17 protein-coding genes are annotated in these 16,850 nt (G+C 47.6%); 10 read left to right on the forward strand and 7 right to left on the reverse strand.

Going from position 1 to position 16,850, the window contains the following annotated elements:
- Window positions 1–336: 336 nt before the first annotated feature.
- Together ACSAZK_RS08740 and serB are read right to left on the reverse strand one after the other, a co-directional pair.
- A complete protein-coding gene (locus ACSAZK_RS08740; protein WP_440956951.1) occupies window positions 337–1,191 on the reverse strand; it encodes a coiled-coil protein in 855 nt (284 codons plus the stop codon).
- Window positions 1,192–1,240: 49 nt separating this feature from the next.
- The gene (gene serB / locus ACSAZK_RS08745) at window positions 1,241–1,933 is read right to left on the reverse strand and encodes a phosphoserine phosphatase SerB (protein WP_440956979.1); all 693 of its coding nucleotides are present in this window, start codon (window positions 1,931–1,933) and stop codon (window positions 1,241–1,243) included.
- Window positions 1,934–2,059: 126 nt separating this feature from the next.
- Between serB and ACSAZK_RS08750 the strand changes: the two genes are divergently transcribed.
- Both ACSAZK_RS08750 and ACSAZK_RS08755 read left to right on the forward strand, forming a co-directional pair.
- Window positions 2,060–2,230: a hypothetical protein gene (locus tag ACSAZK_RS08750; protein ID WP_440956952.1), complete on the forward strand. Its 171-nt coding sequence runs from the start codon at window positions 2,060–2,062 to the stop codon at window positions 2,228–2,230.
- A gap of 126 nt (window positions 2,231–2,356) precedes the next feature.
- The gene (locus tag ACSAZK_RS08755) at window positions 2,357–3,187 is read left to right on the forward strand and encodes a F420-dependent methylenetetrahydromethanopterin dehydrogenase (protein ID WP_440956953.1); all 831 of its coding nucleotides are present in this window, start codon (window positions 2,357–2,359) and stop codon (window positions 3,185–3,187) included.
- 147 nt (window positions 3,188–3,334) lie between these two features.
- Here the strand turns inward: ACSAZK_RS08755 and ACSAZK_RS08760 are convergent, their stop codons facing one another.
- Entirely contained in the window at window positions 3,335–3,682 is a 348-nt protein-coding gene (locus tag ACSAZK_RS08760) for a DUF2111 domain-containing protein (protein WP_440956954.1), read from the reverse strand.
- A 203-nt stretch (window positions 3,683–3,885) separates the two neighbouring features.
- Window positions 3,886–4,563 carry a DUF166 domain-containing protein gene (locus ACSAZK_RS08765; protein ID WP_440956955.1) on the reverse strand — a complete coding sequence of 226 codons (678 nt, stop codon included), beginning with the start codon at window positions 4,561–4,563 and terminating at the stop codon, window positions 3,886–3,888.
- Window positions 4,564–5,023: 460 nt separating this feature from the next.
- Here ACSAZK_RS08765 and tmk point away from each other — a divergent pair, with 460 nt between their 5' ends.
- On the forward strand, window positions 5,024–5,647 hold the full coding sequence (tmk, locus tag ACSAZK_RS08770) for a dTMP kinase (RefSeq protein WP_440956956.1): 624 nt from the start codon (window positions 5,024–5,026) through the stop codon (window positions 5,645–5,647).
- Window positions 5,648–5,739: 92 nt separating this feature from the next.
- On the opposite strand, the gene ACSAZK_RS08775 is transcribed toward tmk, so the two are convergent.
- Complete coding sequence (locus ACSAZK_RS08775; protein WP_440956957.1) at window positions 5,740–5,976, reverse strand: hypothetical protein; 237 nt, start codon at window positions 5,974–5,976, stop codon at window positions 5,740–5,742.
- 199 nt (window positions 5,977–6,175) lie between these two features.
- Window positions 6,176–6,898, reverse strand: coding sequence for a HisA/HisF-related TIM barrel protein (locus ACSAZK_RS08780; RefSeq protein ID WP_440956958.1), 723 nt, complete (start codon window positions 6,896–6,898; stop codon window positions 6,176–6,178).
- Between the two features lie 190 nt (window positions 6,899–7,088).
- Between ACSAZK_RS08780 and ACSAZK_RS08785 the strand changes: the two genes are divergently transcribed.
- The 3 genes from ACSAZK_RS08785 (at window position 7,089) to ACSAZK_RS08795 (ending at window position 9,139) form a co-directional block, all read left to right on the forward strand.
- Complete coding sequence (locus ACSAZK_RS08785; RefSeq protein WP_440956959.1) at window positions 7,089–7,793, forward strand: (5-formylfuran-3-yl)methyl phosphate synthase; 705 nt, start codon at window positions 7,089–7,091, stop codon at window positions 7,791–7,793.
- A 98-nt stretch (window positions 7,794–7,891) separates the two neighbouring features.
- Window positions 7,892–8,428: a metal-dependent hydrolase gene (locus ACSAZK_RS08790; protein ID WP_440956960.1), complete on the forward strand. Its 537-nt coding sequence runs from the start codon at window positions 7,892–7,894 to the stop codon at window positions 8,426–8,428.
- 186 nt (window positions 8,429–8,614) lie between these two features.
- Window positions 8,615–9,139 carry a metal-dependent hydrolase gene (locus tag ACSAZK_RS08795; RefSeq protein ID WP_440956961.1) on the forward strand — a complete coding sequence of 175 codons (525 nt, stop codon included), beginning with the start codon at window positions 8,615–8,617 and terminating at the stop codon, window positions 9,137–9,139.
- A 58-nt stretch (window positions 9,140–9,197) separates the two neighbouring features.
- On the opposite strand, the gene ACSAZK_RS08800 is transcribed toward ACSAZK_RS08795, so the two are convergent.
- Window positions 9,198–10,784 (reverse strand): glycosyltransferase family 2 protein, encoded by a 1,587-nt coding sequence (locus ACSAZK_RS08800; RefSeq protein ID WP_440956962.1) that lies wholly within the window; start codon window positions 10,782–10,784, stop codon window positions 9,198–9,200.
- A gap of 494 nt (window positions 10,785–11,278) precedes the next feature.
- On the opposite strand from ACSAZK_RS08800, the gene ACSAZK_RS08805 reads away from it, so the two are divergent.
- From ACSAZK_RS08805 to ACSAZK_RS08820, 4 genes are all read left to right on the forward strand, one after another.
- Window positions 11,279–12,361, forward strand: a complete 1,083-nt coding sequence (locus ACSAZK_RS08805) for a DegT/DnrJ/EryC1/StrS family aminotransferase (protein WP_440956963.1) — start codon at window positions 11,279–11,281, stop codon at window positions 12,359–12,361.
- A gap of 101 nt (window positions 12,362–12,462) precedes the next feature.
- Complete coding sequence (locus ACSAZK_RS08810; RefSeq protein WP_082090447.1) at window positions 12,463–13,398, forward strand: UDP-N-acetylglucosamine 3-dehydrogenase; 936 nt, start codon at window positions 12,463–12,465, stop codon at window positions 13,396–13,398.
- A 117-nt stretch (window positions 13,399–13,515) separates the two neighbouring features.
- Window positions 13,516–14,955 carry a nucleotide sugar dehydrogenase gene (locus ACSAZK_RS08815; RefSeq protein WP_440956964.1) on the forward strand — a complete coding sequence of 480 codons (1,440 nt, stop codon included), beginning with the start codon at window positions 13,516–13,518 and terminating at the stop codon, window positions 14,953–14,955.
- A 522-nt stretch (window positions 14,956–15,477) separates the two neighbouring features.
- Window positions 15,478–16,761: a nucleotide sugar dehydrogenase gene (locus ACSAZK_RS08820; RefSeq protein ID WP_440956965.1), complete on the forward strand. Its 1,284-nt coding sequence runs from the start codon at window positions 15,478–15,480 to the stop codon at window positions 16,759–16,761.
- Window positions 16,762–16,850 lie beyond the last annotated feature (89 nt).

Consider the following 16,850-nt stretch of genomic DNA (forward strand, 5'->3'; position numbering starts at 1 on the left):
TGATATTGACAATAATCTTAAAAACAAGTAATAAAGTCTGAGAGGAGAAAAAGGCAGAACAGGAAAAAACACGGAGAAGAGAAAGAGGCAGAACAGGAAAAAACACGGAGAAGAGAAAGAGGCAGAACAGGAGAAACACAGAGAGGAGAAAGAGGCAGAACAGGAGAAAAACGAGAAAAAACGAGAAAAAACGAGAAAAAACGAGAAAAAAACCAAAACCCAGAGCTAAACCCTGCGAATTCAACAGGAAAAAGGAAGTACAGGTTAAAAGAATAACCTGCACACAACGGAAATTAAAGATCTTTAGGCGATGTGAATCTTTTCCGTAATCTGTAATTAAAGGCCAGATCTCTGGAGAGTCATGAGGTCTTCAGTGGTAAGCTTGGCTCCACCCTTGAATTTTTCAAAGATGTCCTTAGCATCTTTCTGAAGTTCAGCCTTTGCCGGGCGACCTTTGCCGTCCTTGTCCTTCTTCTTAAGCTTGAAAACTTCCTTATCAATTTCCCGAATTTCTTTCTGGGCATTGATGAAAATCTTGTGCTGCTCGTCAGCTGCTTCCTGGGCTTTAACGAAATCCTTGTGAGCGATATCCGACTCTGCCCTGGTCCTGTCAGCTTCCTTGAAGGCGGCAATCATCTTCTCATGGAATTCCTGAGCCTGCTTTGCATACTCTGCCAGTTCCTTGTGGTACTCCGAAGCTTCGTCCCGGATTTGCTGAGCTTCATCAAGGATGTCCTTCAGTTCAACGTTGTTCTCGAGCTGAACCTTCTTAACATGGTACTGCTTCTGGAGCTGAGTGATCTTGCCAACGAGTTCCCTCTCTTTGCTTGTGCTCAGCACTTCGGTCTGCTGGGCAAACTCAAGCCTGTCAATATCCTTCCTGAGCGCTTTGATAGAGGGACCACCCATATTATTCTGCTTTCGAATAGAGTCGGCCTTTGCAAACAGTTCGTTTGCCTTAGCATTGGTCTCGTCACGCTTATTCTTGTATTCGCTGACTTTTTCGTTGATCTCATCCCTGGAATCTTTGAGTTCCTGAGCTTCATTAATGAGATCCTTGGTCTTCTTGTTCAGCTCATTCCTCTTAGCTGCAAGAGTACTGGCTTCCGCATTTAAGGCATTCCTCTTTTCTTTGGATTCTTCAGAAATAGCCTTTAAATCGGTTCTTTTTTTCTGCAATTCTTTAAGCATCTCTTATTGTGCCTCCCGGTCCAGCAAAAAAGCTGGCATTTTAAAAGTTCTACTGTTCGATGTCGACATGCTGTGCCTGATTATGAAATAAATGAGAAAGAGATCCAAGGACAGGGATCAATGCTGTGAGGTCTTTTTTTGTAATGACCACATCCGCATATTCCCTCAGGATTGGTTTAGGATTGAAAGCTATTGAAAAACCTGCCCGTTCAAAGACGCAGGCATCATTCGCGCCGTCCCCGACGACTACACACTGTTCGGGCCAGACCCCATTTCTGCGGGCCAATTCCTCAAGCACTTTCGCCTTGGAATTACCTTCAGTCAGGGGGCCGATAACCTCTCCGGTGAAATAGCCGTCTTTCACGAGCAATTCGTTGGAAACCACGAAATCAATATCAAGCGCTTTGCCAACTTTATCAGCAGAGATTGTAAATCCGCCGGAAACCATTGCGGTTTTGTAACCCAGTTCCTTAACATACCTGATCATTTCCACTGCACCCGGCATAAAGGGGATCTGGTCCACAGCAGCCTGTGCAGTTTCCAGAGATAGGCCTTTGAGGAGGCTAACCCTCTCGAAAAGCGCCTGTCCAAAATCAAGGTCTCCGCTCATCGCTCTCTTCGTAATCTCCTCCACCTTGCTTACAACACCTGCAGCCCTGGCGAGCTCATCGATGGTCTCAGCGTCGATAAGGGTGCTATCCATATCAAAAACAATTAGTTTATTTTCAGTGGAATTATACATAGGACAGTTCACTCAATCAAAACCTGGACCCGAATGTTATAGATATTGTACCGGGATAATTTCCCGAAAAAGGGCATTCTGCCCGGCGCACCAAAATTAAAGGTACCCCCCGCAGATTCATGTAATATGCTTGCCCTGACATTTAAGCCCACCAATGGAAAAGTTTTTTCAAATTATAATGTGGGTTTCGTAGAAAAACAAAACCACAAAACAACAGCATTGATGTCAACGTTTTTGACTGAAATAAATCACATCCCTTTTAAGCTTTTCGGAGGATGGGGGGAATGTGTTGAATAATCATTATAAATATAAGGAATAATTATAAAATATGTTCAATGAGTAGATAATATTGCCAAAAGGATTATAAACCCTTTGGGAATTCCAATATTTGAATAAAAAAGGTCAACACAGGACTCTGTAAAAATGGTCAACATAGGATTCATAAAAATGGGAAACCTGGGAATGAGCCAGGTTATCAACCTTATTCAGGATGAAATTGCCGCTCGAGAGGGAATCACCGTCCGCGTTTGCGGGACAGGCGCTAAGATGGGCCCCGACGATGCCGCATACACCGAGAGCTTCAAGCAGTGGGATGCAGACTTTGTGATTATCATCAGCCCGAATGCTGCCGCCCCCGGCCCGACTGCAGCTCGCGAGCTCTGGAAAGACAAGCCCTGCATCGTGGTTTCTGACGGTCCGACAAAGAAAGACGCCCGCCAGGCCCTCGAAGACGAAGGTTTCGGATACATCATCCTCCCGGTAGACCCCCTTATCGGAGCAAAGAGGGAATTCCTCGACCCCGTGGAGATGGCATCCTTCAATGCAGATGCAATGAAAGTGCTTTCCCTTTGCGGCGTTGTGAGACTCATCCAGGAAGAATTTGATAAGGTAGCCGACCAGGTGAACGCCGGCAAGTCCGGAAAGGATCTGGAACTCCCCCACATCTTCGCAAAACCCGAAAAATGTGTGGAACACGGAGGGTTTGCAAACCCCTATGCAAAAGCAAAGGCCCTTGCTGCCCTGCACATGGCTGAAAAAGTCGCACAGGTCAACTTCCCTGCCTGCTTCATGTTAAAGGACATTGAACAGGTGTGCCTTGCAACCGCAACAGGCCACGAAATCATGGGAGCCGCTGCAGTCCTGGCAACTCAGGCAAGAGAAATTGAAAAATCCAACGACACAGTCTTCAGGCAGCCTCACGCAAAGGATGGCACCCTGCTGACAAAAACAAAATTATATGAAAAACCCCAGTAAACCGGAAAACAGCGTTTCCGGTCCTGAGCCCAGAATATAAATTGGAGGAACCAAAAGGAACTGCCCCTGAAAAAAAGCAGGGGACATATCCCTCCAATAATACATATCTTTTTTTGCTTCTCTATCAGGAAATCTCCCGAGCCCTGTTTACTTCATCAGCTTTCTTGCTTCTTCGACTTCTTCTAGCACATCAGGGTATCCCTTGAAAACGTCGGAAAGATCAAGGGTAGCCAGCAAGTCCACAATTCCGATCGCTGCAATCGCCTTTCCGTCCTTCGAACGGATAGGTGCCACAACCACATGCTTACCCCTGTACATGCCATCCCTCGGGACCTCGTGCATAACTTTGTTGGTCCTGAGTACCTCTTCAAGTATGGGCCCGGAGTATTCCCTGTCAAGGACTTTTCCCTTTTCAATTCGCAGCCCCTTTCGCTTGAGGCTTCGGATAGTGGTGGGGAGACCCAACAGAGAATGTACCGCACATGCTATTGTCACGAGGTCATCAGGCCCCGAATCTTCGGATATCGATAAGGAAGTAATATTCTCACCTCCGAAAGTATTTTAACAGCATTGGATATAACAATTCTGAATTTAACAGTTCTGAATTTAAAAGGCCGGAGATATTTCAGCAGGAAAATAAAAAGCTGAACCCCGAAACCCAACCCTATATATAAGATATTTTTTCAAAGAATATATAGTCACTCCTCATTTTCCAGCGCTTCGGCTTCGAGTGCTTTTATGAGCGCCTGCTTATGCAGCTCTGCTGACTCGTGAATTCCGCCCATTTCGCCCCGGATAGCCCGGCAAGGGTATTGCTGGACAATAAGGCCTGCTTTCGGAGGGGCATCTTTTACAGGCACGCCTACAAGCTCCTCTGCCATGTGCCAGGTGCTTCCGCAGGGAGCTCCTTTCAGGACCTCGACCTTTGATATTTTGCCATCCCTTGTTTTTACTTTGAGAACGGGGACGCCGAAAATTTTCGCAAAGGGGGCATTAGCTGGATTTTCCTCAAGAGTACAGCATATCTCGTCAACTTCAATGCTCATCCCGGATTTCTCGGAGATCTGTTCAAGCTCGGGAATAGACGCCCTTGAAGGACCCCCGGGAATGATGAGAGCGCGGACCCCGCCCTCTGCCGCAAGTCGGGCGATCGCAGAGCTAAGGTCAGGATGCAGGGAATAGGTAACAACTATCTCTGCGGAAAAGACACTCAGGTCAAAATCCAGATTTTCTAGAAATTCATCAGGCTCCTCGATAAAAACAGGCAGGAACTCCGGCAGATCAGTAGATACTACCGAAAAGCCACTGTGCTTCCGGATAGTCTCGATCAGTCGGTTTCCATACTTGCCCCGCGTGATAACTCCGATTACTGTCATTACTGTAGATTATTTTTGATATTGTATATATAGGTACTTATTTTAGTTAGGGCGACAGGAATTGGGAAACAAGAACCTAAAAACAAGAACCTAAAAACAAGAACCTAAAAACAAGAACCTAAAAACAAGAACCTAAAAACAAGAACCTAAAAACAAGAACCTAAAAACAAAAACCTAAAAACAAAAACCTAAAAACAAAAACCTAAAAACAAGAACCTAAAAACAAGAACCTAAAAACAAGAACCTAAAAACAAGAACCTAAAAACAAAAACCTAAAAACAAGAACCTAAAAACAAAAACCTAAAAACAAGAACCTAAAAATATTAATCGGCAAACAGAAATATATCCTTCCGGAAAAATCCCTTACATATAGATTATATATAGGGGAAATACGTTTCAGTAAAAACCGAATTAATAAAAATTCTGCAAAAGAGAAGGAAAAAAGAAAACGGCGGTCCGTATGAGAGGCAAACTGATCACTCTTGAAGGCATTGACGGTTCAGGAAAAAGCACGGTTGTAAAAAGACTTCAGGAAAACCCGGAAATTCAGGCTCTTGACCCTGTCTTTACCCGGGAGCCCACAAGAGGAACCCTTACCGGGACTGCCGTGGAGCAGGCAATCCTCTCGGAAACCGACCAGCTTGCAGAACTATTTCTCTTTACCGCCGACCATGCCGAGCACCTGGCAAAGCTGGTAAAACCCGCTCTGGGAAGTGGGAAAACCGTAATTTCAGACCGCTACTCCGATAGCCGCTACGCCTATCAGGGCATGACCCTGAAAAACCGAATCAAAGAGCCCATGAAATGGGTTCGGGGTCTCCACAGGGGATGGACTGTCGTCCCGGACCTGACCTTCCTCTTCGATATCGAACCCGATACAGCAGTTGAACGCTGTGGAAAACGGGGAGAACAGACCAAATTCGAAAAAATCGAGTTTTTGCGAGGCGTGCAGGAGAACTTTTTCAGGCTTGCAGCAGAAGAACCGGAAAGGTTTCTTGTGATCGATGCCAACCGGCCTCAGGAAGCCGTTGAAAAGGAAGTTGTTGAAAAAATCCTTGGGTTCCTGGGAAATGAGCAAAAATAAAAGGCCCTGAATTCCGGGAAAATGAATGGAAATAAAAATAAAAAAGATTTGGAATAGATGGACAGCATTAAAAAAATAACTCACATCCAGAGTTACAACTCGTTATCGTCCGCAAATTTGATCAGGGCTTCCCCGAGCATCCGGACATGGTTGGGGTTAAGGTTGAACCTGGATCTTTTCGTACCGCTGCGTTCCTTTGCAAGTTCGACATATTCTTTCCCGAAGCGTTCGCTGTGGGCCAGGGAAATGGTAAGGTACCATCCACCCCCCATCTTGATTTCCGTGTAACCTTCTCCACCACTTTCCTCAGGAATGTTTTCTTCTGACATGTTGCAAACCTCATAAACTACAAATTTTTACTTAAATTTGAAACCCGATAATCGCATATAAAGTTACTCAATATCCCTGAAAATGTCTGTACAATGTCTGTACAAAATGTCTTTACCTGATATTATTTCTCAAAGTATGTACAATATCCCCACTCAAAGTCCTTATCCAATTTCTTTATTCAATGCCCCTGCTCAATGTTTACTCAATTTCCGGCCCGCTCTTCAACCATTCCAGGGGGATCGAGCCGTTGTGGACGGCAGTCGCCACCAGGGCACCCTTAACTCCTATTTTTCCAAGGGTGTAAAGGTCCTCCATGCTCCGAACTCCGCCTCCAAGCAAGACATCGTGCTTTGAACGAAGCGCAAGTTCCTTGAGGAAAGCGGGGTCAAACCCGGAAGCTGTCCCTACCCGGTCCATGTCAAGGAGAATCAGGTCTTTCAGGGGCAACCCGTCCAGGGCTTCCACGATTTCAAAGGGGTCGGAAGGGATCCCAGGGTCCTGTTTAAGGACTTTGCCATGTTTGATATCAATACTGACACTTATCCTGCCCGGATATAGGGAAGCGGTTTCCCGGATTGCGGCAAATGTCCCTGTTTCCGTGCCTATGACCGCCGTGTTTGCAATAGAGAGGGCTTTTCCCACGTCATTCGGAGAGGAAACTCCGAAATCCAGCATCGTTTCGGCCTTTGAACTCACGGCCCGGATAATTTCCGAATTGATGTCCCTATTGCCTCCCTGCAGGACATTGAGATCGGCGATGTATACTTCCAGGGGCTGTAAAACCTCGACAATCTCTACGGGGTCCGGACTGCTGCATACTCCACTACTATCCGAAACCGGGCGGTAATTTTCCCGAATACCACCTTTTGCGAGGACCACGTTACGATTAAATATATCCATTACAAAAATTACGCGGAACATACTTATCCCATAGCTGCATCATCCTATAAAAAAATATAAAAATAGGATATATTGTATAAAACGGATAATATTGTATAAAACCAATAAATTAAATAAAACGGATAATATTGGATAAAACCAATAAATTAAATAAAACGGATAATATTCACTATCCGAGATTCAAATATCACAATAAAAAAGAGGCTTATTTATGAAACTACTTGTAAGTCCTATCAACCGGGAAGAGGCAATTATCACCTCAAAAAGTGGCGCAGATATCATAGACATCAAAAATCCGAAAGAAGGCTCCCTTGGAGCCAACTTCCCCTGGGTAGTTCGGGATGTAAAAGAAGCCGTGAACGGCAAACAACCGATCAGCGCAGCCATAGGGGATTTCAACTTCAAGCCCGGGACTGCAGCCCTCACAGCCCTCGGGGCAGCAGTTGCCGGGGCAGATTACATTAAAATCGGCCTCTATGACATCCAGACCGAAGAACAAGCCCTTGAACTGCTCACTGGAGTGGTAAAGGCGGTAAAGGATTACGACCCCAGGAAAAGAGTTGTAGCTTCCGGATACTCGGACTATGAACGCATCAACTCAATCTCTCCCATGCTCCTTCCGGCAGTTGCCGCTGAAGCAGGAGCAGATGTAGTTATGGTGGACACCGGAGTAAAAGACGGGAAATCCACTTTTGAGTTCATGGATGAAGAAAAGCTGACAGAGTTCGTAGGACTGGGCCATGAAAACGGCCTTCAGGTTGCAATCGCCGGCTCCCTGAAATTCGAAGACCTTTCCTTGCTCGAAGCTATCGGTCCCGACATCATCGGAGTCAGGGGAATGGTCTGCGGTGGAGACAGGAGCAATGCCATCAAGCAGGACCTTGTTGAGAAACTGGTAAGCGAGTGCCAGGCCTGAAAAATTCGAATTTTACATACAACAAAAAGTTTTGCGCCGGCAGGTCACCTGGCAGGTCGGCACAACAGCCTTTTAAACATTAATTTCTTTTAGACAGTATGTTCATTTTCGGGCACATAGGAATTACCCTGGGGATAGTTTATTCGGTAACTTATTTGCTGGACCATTTGCGTCCGGAAAAAAGCTTTCGGATAGATTACCGCTGGGTTGCCTTCGGAGCCCTTCTCCCGGACATGATCGACAAGCCCCTGGGCAGAATAGTCCTTGCCGAAACAATCGGGAGCGGAAGAATCTTTGCCCACACCCTGCTTTTCGGAATTCTGCTTGCCTTTGCAGGGTACACCCTCTACCGCAGGACAGATGACTCAAAACTCCTTGTCCTTGCAGGGGCATCCTTTTGCCACCTTTTCGAAGACCAGCTCTGGAAAAGCCCCGCAGTCCTTTTCTGGCCGTTTTCAGGCTGGAGTTTTCCCAGAGACCAGATTTACGGCAATTTTTTTGAGTATTTGACAGTGGTCTTCAGCCACGCATACAACCCGGCTTATACAGGCGTGTTCACCTCCGAGATCATCGGGTTTTGCATCACCGCAATGTTTGCGGGCAATTATGCCAGGGCAAAAATTTCCGGGAATTAAGGATGAGCTAAAAGGTTTGTCTTTTGTTTTAAGAGCCTATTGAAAAAAATGCAGGCGGAATACAGAATAGAAACATACAGGAAAAACAGAATGGATTTACAGAATAAAAAGAATAAAGAAATGGCACATACCGAATAAAAAGAAGCAGAATATATAGATATAAGTAGAAAACCCTATAATTTTTGGATGCTTCTTTTTGGTCATCTGGGGGTTACTTTGGGGATCTTTTTCTCACTGGGATTCATGATTCCACATCTCAGGAAATTTATTGATTTCAGGTACCTTGCCCTTGGCTCCATGCTTCCCGACATCGTCGACAAACCCCTGGGGAAATTAATCTTTGCCCAGACCCTTGCAAACGGCCGGATTATAGGCCATACCTTATTATTTAGCCTGTCTCTTGCCCTTTTAGGGTTTTACATTTATGAAAAGAAAAGAAACCCCGGGCTTCTTGCCTGTGCCGCAGGCTCTTTTTTCCACCTGCTCGAAGACAGGATGTGGACAAATCCTGTAACGTTTTTTTGGCCGCTTTTTGGGTGGAGCTTTCCGAGAGGTTGCCCGGACCATACGGGCCTTGAATACTTTATAGAAATGTTCAAAAAATCCTTCGAGCCCGAATTATCCCCGTGTTTCATCAGTGAACTCCTGGGCATGATCATAATTAGTTTCTTTATTGTAAGCTCTATTAAAAAAAGAATTGAAAAGTGGTAAAAAAATAAGGGTCAGAAGAACATATCTATAACTGTCGGCCTATACGACAATTATTGAATCATACATTTACTGCCCTCTTTTTTTCAGCCTGCATGTCAAAAAGCATTCCGAAGAGAAGCATCTGGACACCCATGCCCAGCACGAAAAGGTCCAGCAGGACATAGTAGGAAGGAAGCGGAGTTTGCAGCAGCGCCTGCAGGAAGACCCAGAATCCGAAGAGCACACCAAGAGGCAGGGCAATCATCCCGGCAAGGTAGAAGAGGACCAGCGGATGGAAGTCCAGGACCGTGTACTTGACCCTTAGCCTCCAGAGAAAACCCTTAAAGAGCATTGGTGAAACCTTGAGGACGTACCTGCTGTATTTTATAGAGGACTTCTCCCTGCCATAACGGGCGGGAATCACCACGTCCATGACTCTCATCCCGAAAGCGTTCAATTTGATCAACAGGTCATTGCAGTAGCCGTAATAAGGATATACTGCGTCAAGGTCCAGGGCCTCAAGAGCCTGCCTGGAAATAGCCGTGTACCCGTTCTGAGGGTCCGTAACCTGCCAGTATCCGCTTCCGATCTTCGTAAGCAAGCTGAGAAGCGTGTTCCCGAAAGACCTCCAGGGGCTCATGCCGGTCCTGAAACTATCGGAAAGAAGCCTGTTGCCCTTGGTGTAGTCAGTCTCCCCTTCAAGGATCGGAAAGAGCAGTCGGGGCAGTTCGGCGGGGTCCATCTGGTTGTCCCCGGCCATAACGGCCACAACATCCATTTCATCCTTCAAAGCCAGCTTATACCCGTCGATAATCCCTGCACCTACCCCTTTATTTTCATCGTGGCGCAGGTACAGGACCCTCGGGTCCCTGAAGCTTTTCACAATCTCCCCTGTCCGGTCCGTGCTGCCGTCATCAATCAAGTAGATCCTGTCCACATATTCCGGAATTCCGCTCAGGGTCTCCCCAATAAGCTTTTCTTCATTATAGGCAGGGACAACAACCCCTATGCTGCAGCTTTCCAGCTTTCTGAACACCGGATCCGCATTAAAGCTCATGTAATTTATTTTGATATTTTCCGCCTCAGCGGCGGAGATAAGGGACCCCAAAGACAGATGTGCAGGGCCTGAGTTGAGCTTTTGAAGCGAAGCGGCTGTTACGGCAAAGAAACCTACTTTTTCCCTGCAGGCTTTTTTCCCGTTCAGAAGCCTGACGTTTTCCATCTCGTGCGAAAACCTGCACGGCCAGGAACCTACCGAAAGTTCAAAGCCTCCGTTCCTCAAAGGATCGAGCACATGAGAAAGCAGGTCGATATCCTGCATACATTCCGGATAAATGAGCACCACAAGTTCCGAATCAAAAGATGCCTTGAAAAGGACCTTCAGCAGCGCTTCTTCTCCCCCTGCCTGCGGAAGGACACTTGCCCCACCCAGAGCCGCCACTTCCATGGTCCGGTCAGTAGAGCCCCTATCAAGCACAAGTACCCGGTCAGCATAATGTGCCGCAAGCAAAACCTTGCTTCCGATGGAAGATTCTTCGTTACATGCCGGGATCACTACCGTAAGTTCGTGCCTGAGCGCCTTCTCAGAAAACGGAGACGGAGAAGACACTATGCTTACAGGCTCGGAAATCAAAGAATAAAGACCAAGTGCAAGGGCTACAGACAAGCCCTGCTCACCCCCTTATAAGTGTACATCTAAACTAAACCCCCTTTTAAGGTATAAATGCAAAAATATTAAAGGCTATCATATAAAATATAAATAAAATATAATATATTATAATGTTAGAGAGATACAGGTCGAAGTTTTTTAGAGGAGAGATAATTCAGCACCCAGAACGTCGAAAAACGATTATACGATCCCCGATACATTGAAAAGTGGGGAAAAAAATAGTAGACGTATCAGCCATCAGAATATAAATCCCTTCATGGAAAAGCTCGATTATCATAAAAGGGGACAGGAAAGGAATTTAAAAATAGGACATAAACCAGTTTCAATTTAAAAAAGAGAGTTTGAGCATAGAAGAGAGATACGTAGAGAGAATATTGAGAATATTGAGAATATACGGGGATACACAGAGAGAATACATATAAAGAATATTCATGGAAGGCTAAAACTTATATTCTAAGAATATTTATTCAATTAGGGGGAAACATTTTAAAATGATAGGAATTGCAGAACCTCAACTCGGGGGGGAAGAGTTAGAGGCAGTGTCGGCGGTCCTGTATTCAGGAATGCTGGCTCAGGGTCCGAAAGTTGAGGAATTTGAAGAGGCTTTTGCCGGTTATCTCGGATGTGAACATGCCGTTGCCGTGAATTCCGGAACAGCTGCCCTGCACTGCGCCCTGCTCGCCCACGGAATAGGACAGGGGGACGAAGTCATCACGACACCATTCAGCTTTGTTGCAAGTGGGAACTCCATCCTGTATACGGGCGCAAAGCCGGTATTCGCTGACATCGAAACCGAAACATACACTCTTGATCCTGAAAAAATCCAGGAGAAAATAAGCCCGAAAACAAAAGCAATTATGCCTGTCCACCTTTACGGTCACCCTGCAGAGATGAAGGCAATCCTGGAACTTGCGGAAGACCACGGTCTTGCCGTAATAGAAGATGCCTGCCAGGCGCACGGTGCGGAGTACCGGGGAAAGAAAGTAGGGAGTTTCGGGACAGGGACATTCAGCTTCTATCCCACGAAAAACATGACCACCGGAGAGGGAGGGATGCTCACTACCAGCGAGAGGGAAGTTGCGGAAAAAGCAAAGCTGATAAGGGCGCACGGTTCAAAGATCAGGTACCTGCACGAAACGTTAGGGTATAACCTGCGCATGACAGACATTGCCGCGGCAATCGGGATCGTGCAGCTGGGGAAACTGGAAAACTTCAACTCCCGCCGCCGGAAAAACGCGGAATTCCTGTCCGGGAAACTTGCCGGGCTTGCAGGGGTCAGGACCCCGGCCGTGAAGGAGGGGTGCACCCACGTATTCCACCAGTATACGGTCACGGTCAAAGAAAGGGACCTGCTGGCAGACTTCCTCGGAAAAGAAGGGATCGGTACGGGAGTCCATTATCCAAGGACAATTCCGGACCAGCCCCTGTACGAAAACCTGGGATACAGGGACATGATCCCCGAGGCTGAGAAAGCTGCAAAAGAAGTACTTTCCCTGCCCGTACACCCGGGACTTTCGGGAGAGGACCTGAAACAAATTTCAGAGGCAGTCCGGAATTTCTTTAGCGATAACTAAAAACCGGATTTAGGGGATTCGGATTTTCATATTAAGGGAAGCCCGCTAAAATATGCGGGAAACCCACATAATAGAAAAAATAATTAGGGGGGTAAAAAGCGTTGATACGCGTAGGAGTCATCGGAACAGGGTACATGGGAGAAAACCATGTCCGGATCTACAGTGAGATGGAGGACGTAAAGCTGCTCGGGATTTCCGACCCGAACGCTTCCAGAGCAAGGGAACTGGCAGTCAGATACGAAACAAAACCTTTTACAAACCATACTAAAATGTTTGAAAAGCTGGGGCTTGATGCGGTAAGCATTGCAGCCCCTACCACCCTGCACTACCCTATAGTCCTCGATGCACTGCAGGCAGGGGTGGACGTGCTTGTGGAAAAGCCCATTGCTGACAGCATTGAAAACGCAAGTTCCATGATCGAATCGGCAGAGGAATACGACAGGCACCTGATGGTGGGGCATATAGAGAGGTTCAACCCTGCGGTCCAGAAATTAAAGGAGCTCATAGACTCCGGGACCCTCGGGAAAGTTGTTTCCGTCTCAACCCGCAGGGTCGGGCCGTACAACCCCAGGATCCGGGACGTGGGAGTGATCCTGGATATAGGAGTCCATGACATTGACATCATCTCCTACCTCTACGGGATGAAGGTAAACCAGGTCTATGCCGTGGCAGGTTCGGATATCCATTCATTTGAGGACCACGCTTCCATCCACCTGCGCCTGAACCATGAGTACTCGGGGCTCGTAGAAACAAACTGGCTCACCCCGCACAAGATACGAAAACTCACGGCAGTCGGGCTGAAAGGGGTGGCTTATCTCGATTACCTGGAGCAGAGCGTGGAAATGCATGACAACGGCTGGATCCGGAAAGCCAGAGTTGAAAAAGCCGAACCCCTGAAAAATGAGCTATCCCACTTCGTCCACTGTGCCAGGGAGGGGACCTGCCCGAAACCTTCGGGAGAAGAAGGGAAACACGCCCTTGAAGTGGCAATGGCCGCAATCCGCTCATACAGAGAAGAAAAAATGATAGAAATTTGAAAAGATAGGGATCTGAAAACCCAAAAAGAATGGTGCAGGCCTGAAAAACAAAAAGAAAGGGTGAGACCTGAAAAAAACCGAAATCCTGAAAAACCCGCAATAAACGAAAGTGATCACATGAATTCGTCCTTCAGCAAACTCCGGACTCTTCTGGAAAAAAGGGGCCCCATCAAAAAGATCGGGGTAATAGGAATGGGATACGTGGGAATTCCTGCAGCAGTACTGTTTGCGGATGCCCCCTGTTTTGACAGGGTACTCGGGTTCCAGCGCAACTCAAGGACCTCGGGGCACAAGATAGAGATGTTAAACCGGGGAGAAAGCCCGCTAAAAGGCGAGGAGCCGGGGCTCGAAGCTCTCATAAGGAAGGTAGTTTCCGCCGGGAAGTTCGAATGCACTCCGGACTTTTCCAGGATATCCGAACTCGATGCCGTAACCCTGGCAATCCAGACGCCTTTTGCAAACTCCAAAGACCTCGAACCGGACTTTTCCGCCCTTTCCGAAGGCATCCGGAACGTCGGAAGATACTTAAAACCGGGCATGCTCGTGGTCCTGGAATCCACCATCACCCCGGGCACAACCGAAGGCATGGCAAAGCAGCTCCTTGAAGAGGAATCAGGTTTAAAAGCCGGGGAAGACTTCGCCCTTGCCCATGCCCCGGAGAGGGTGATGGTAGGCAGGCTCCTGAAAAACATCCGTGAGCACGACCGGATTGTCGGGGGCATCGACGAAGCCAGCAAAGAGCGGGCAGTGGAACTCTACACCCCTGTACTTACGGAAGGAAAGGTAATCCCGATGTCCGCGACTGCAGCCGAGGTTACGAAAACTACGGAAAACACCTTCAGGGACCTGCAGATTGCGGCTGTCAACCAGCTTGCCCTCTACTGCGAGGCCATGGGTATCAACGTCTACGATGTCCGGGCAGGGGTGGACAGCCTTAAAGGAGAAGGGATCACAAGGGCAGTCCTCTGGCCGGGAGCAGGAGTCGGAGGGCACTGCCTCACCAAAGATACCTACCACCTGGAAAGGGGGGTCAAACTTGCAGGAAACCCCCTGGACTATCCCGAAGCTTCCGACTCGATCTACGTGCTTGCGCGGAAGGTTAACGACTTTATGCCGGTGCACATGTACAACCTGACCGCCTCTGCCCTTGAGAAGGTGGGGAAAAAGGTGGAGGGGTCAAAGATTGCAATGCTAGGCTGGGCTTTTATCAGGGACTCGGACGATGCCAGGAACACGCCTTCCGAACCCTTCAGGGACCTCTGCCGGAAGGCAGGAGCAAAAGTGGAGGTGCACGACCCCTATGTCCGGGACTATCCGGGACTTGAGATTTCAGAGGACCGGAAAGAAGTCCTGAGAAATGCCGATGCAGCCGTAATCCTGACAGGGCACAGTGAATATTTCAGTCTCGGACCCGGCGAGCTTGGAGAGCTTATGGGAAAGAAGCACCCCGTACTTGTGGACGGGAGAAACGTGGCGGACCCTGAAAGTTTTATTGAAGCCGGCTTCGTGTACAGGGGAATTGGAAGAGGGGACAAAAACAGACACAATATAAAGTGAAATGCAAGAGTGAACTGCACACAAAAAAAGTCCAGCAGTCTTATCAACCCGAACTCAGCTGCAATAGCAGCTAACCTCTTTTTTAAAAAAATGTTCCTTTGAAATGCTCCATTGAAAAGAGCCCGGAACGTTCTTTTTTTCCGTTTTCAAGCCAGTATTTACACTTTTAGATGTATTATTCCGTTGAAACCCCGGCAAAAAAGAGCATTCTGCAGTATACATGGGAACCTCTGACCCGGCTGAAATAAAGAAGATCCAGAGATTTGAGAGAGTAAAGAATTTAAAGGTGATCAATGTAACTATGCGATTATTATAGCAATACGATTAACGTAACCATGCGACTAATAAGCTATTTTCGAATTTCGGGAAACAGGGATACCCGATAAAACATTCATATGAAAAGAAGCCTAAATGCAAGTAAAAGCAAAACACGTAACAGGATAAGTAACAAAGAACGCAACAAAAACGTGGAAAAAGGTTTTCAAATACATCCCTACTTTCGGACAAAAAGAGGCACAATCAATGAAAGTTTCGGTCATAGGTTCAGGGTACGTGGGCTCGGTCACAGCTGCATGTTTTGCCGACGTGGGACACGAAGTGGTCTGCGTGGATATCGACGAGAAAAAGGTGGAGCAGATAAATAAGGGGGTCCCCCCGATCTACGAAGAGGGGCTCGAAGAACTTTTAGGGAAATACGCAGGAAAAAGGCTCATAGCTACCACTGATTCCGAGTTTGCTGTCATGGATACGGAAATTTCGTTTATCTGCGTCGGGACCCCGTCAGGGGAAGACGGGAGCATCGACCTTTCAATAGTCAGGGCAGCCGCAGGGAATATCGGGGAAGCCCTGGCAAAGAAGGAAGGCTACCATGTGGTTGTGGTAAAGAGCACGGTTGTGCCCGAAACCACGGAAAAGGTCGTCCTGCCCATCCTTGAGGAAAAATCCGGGAAAAAGGCAGGAAAGGACTTCGGAGTTGCTATGAACCCCGAGTTCCTGAGGGAAGGAAAAGCGGTCTACGATTTCATGCACCCGGACAAGATCGTTGTCGGGGCAAACGACCTGAGGGCAGGAGACCTGGTTTCCGAACTTTACCGGAGCTTCGACTGCGAGGTCACCCGCACCATACCCCGGACTGCGGAAATGATCAAGTACGCAAACAACTCTTTCCTGGCAACCAAGATCTCCTTTGCCAACGAAATCGGGAACATCTGCAAGAAGCTCGGGATCGACACCTATGAGGTCATGCAGGCAGTCGGGAAGGACTTTCGGATTTCCCCGAATTTCCTGAACTCCGGAGCCGGTTTCGGAGGGTCCTGCTTCCCCAAGGACGTAAAAGCCCTGATAGGGAAGGCAAAGGATATCGGGTACGAGCCCTTGCTCCTGGAATCCGTGATCGCGGTAAACGAAAAGCAGCCCCTCCTGATGACCGAAATCCTGCAAAGGAAAGCAGGGGACCTGGAAGGCAAAAAGGTCGCAGTCCTGGGCCTGGCCTTTAAAAACGACACCGACGACATTCGGGAATCAAGAGCTATCCCCGTTGTCGCCGAGCTCCTGAGGCTTGGAGCAAGGGTTTTTGCCTACGACCCCATGGCTGCCGAGAGCATGAAAAGGGTCTTCCCGACAATAGAGTACTGCAAAAGCGCAGCCAAAGCCCTGAAGGATGCCGACGCCTGCCTGGTGATGACGGAATGGGAAGAGTTCAAAGAGCTGGACGCCGAGTTCGAAGATATGAAAGAAAAAATAGTGATTGACGGAAGAAGGATAATCAGGGCAAAAGGGCTTGATTACGAAGGGCTCTGCTGGTGAAATCCCGGCATATAACCCTTCTTAAACTTTTCGTAAACTTTCCTTCTGATTAGTAATTCAGAGTCTTATTATGGAACCCTCTTTCACTC

Source organism: Methanosarcina sediminis, assembly GCF_052056915.1.
In the GTDB taxonomy this organism is placed as follows: Archaea; Halobacteriota; Methanosarcinia; order Methanosarcinales; family Methanosarcinaceae; genus MTP4.

Coding starts and splice junctions, on each gene's coding strand:
- ACSAZK_RS08820 (WP_440956965.1), top strand. CDS start 15,478: ATGAAAGTTTCGGTCATAGGTTCAGGGTACGTGGGCTCGGTCACAGCT.
- ACSAZK_RS08780 (WP_440956958.1), bottom strand. CDS start 6,898: ATGTTCCGCGTAATTTTTGTAATGGATATATTTAATCGTAACGTGGTC.
- ACSAZK_RS08750 (WP_440956952.1), top strand. CDS start 2,060: ATGCTTGCCCTGACATTTAAGCCCACCAATGGAAAAGTTTTTTCAAAT.
- ACSAZK_RS08775 (WP_440956957.1), bottom strand. CDS start 5,976: ATGTCAGAAGAAAACATTCCTGAGGAAAGTGGTGGAGAAGGTTACACG.
- ACSAZK_RS08790 (WP_440956960.1), top strand. CDS start 7,892: ATGTTCATTTTCGGGCACATAGGAATTACCCTGGGGATAGTTTATTCG.
- ACSAZK_RS08755 (WP_440956953.1), top strand. CDS start 2,357: ATGGTCAACATAGGATTCATAAAAATGGGAAACCTGGGAATGAGCCAG.
- serB (WP_440956979.1), bottom strand. CDS start 1,933: ATGTATAATTCCACTGAAAATAAACTAATTGTTTTTGATATGGATAGC.
- ACSAZK_RS08740 (WP_440956951.1), bottom strand. CDS start 1,191: ATGCTTAAAGAATTGCAGAAAAAAAGAACCGATTTAAAGGCTATTTCT.
- tmk (WP_440956956.1), top strand. CDS start 5,024: ATGAGAGGCAAACTGATCACTCTTGAAGGCATTGACGGTTCAGGAAAA.
- ACSAZK_RS08795 (WP_440956961.1), top strand. CDS start 8,615: ATGCTTCTTTTTGGTCATCTGGGGGTTACTTTGGGGATCTTTTTCTCA.
- ACSAZK_RS08785 (WP_440956959.1), top strand. CDS start 7,089: ATGAAACTACTTGTAAGTCCTATCAACCGGGAAGAGGCAATTATCACC.
- ACSAZK_RS08765 (WP_440956955.1), bottom strand. CDS start 4,563: ATGACAGTAATCGGAGTTATCACGCGGGGCAAGTATGGAAACCGACTG.
- ACSAZK_RS08805 (WP_440956963.1), top strand. CDS start 11,279: ATGATAGGAATTGCAGAACCTCAACTCGGGGGGGAAGAGTTAGAGGCA.
- ACSAZK_RS08815 (WP_440956964.1), top strand. CDS start 13,516: ATGAATTCGTCCTTCAGCAAACTCCGGACTCTTCTGGAAAAAAGGGGC.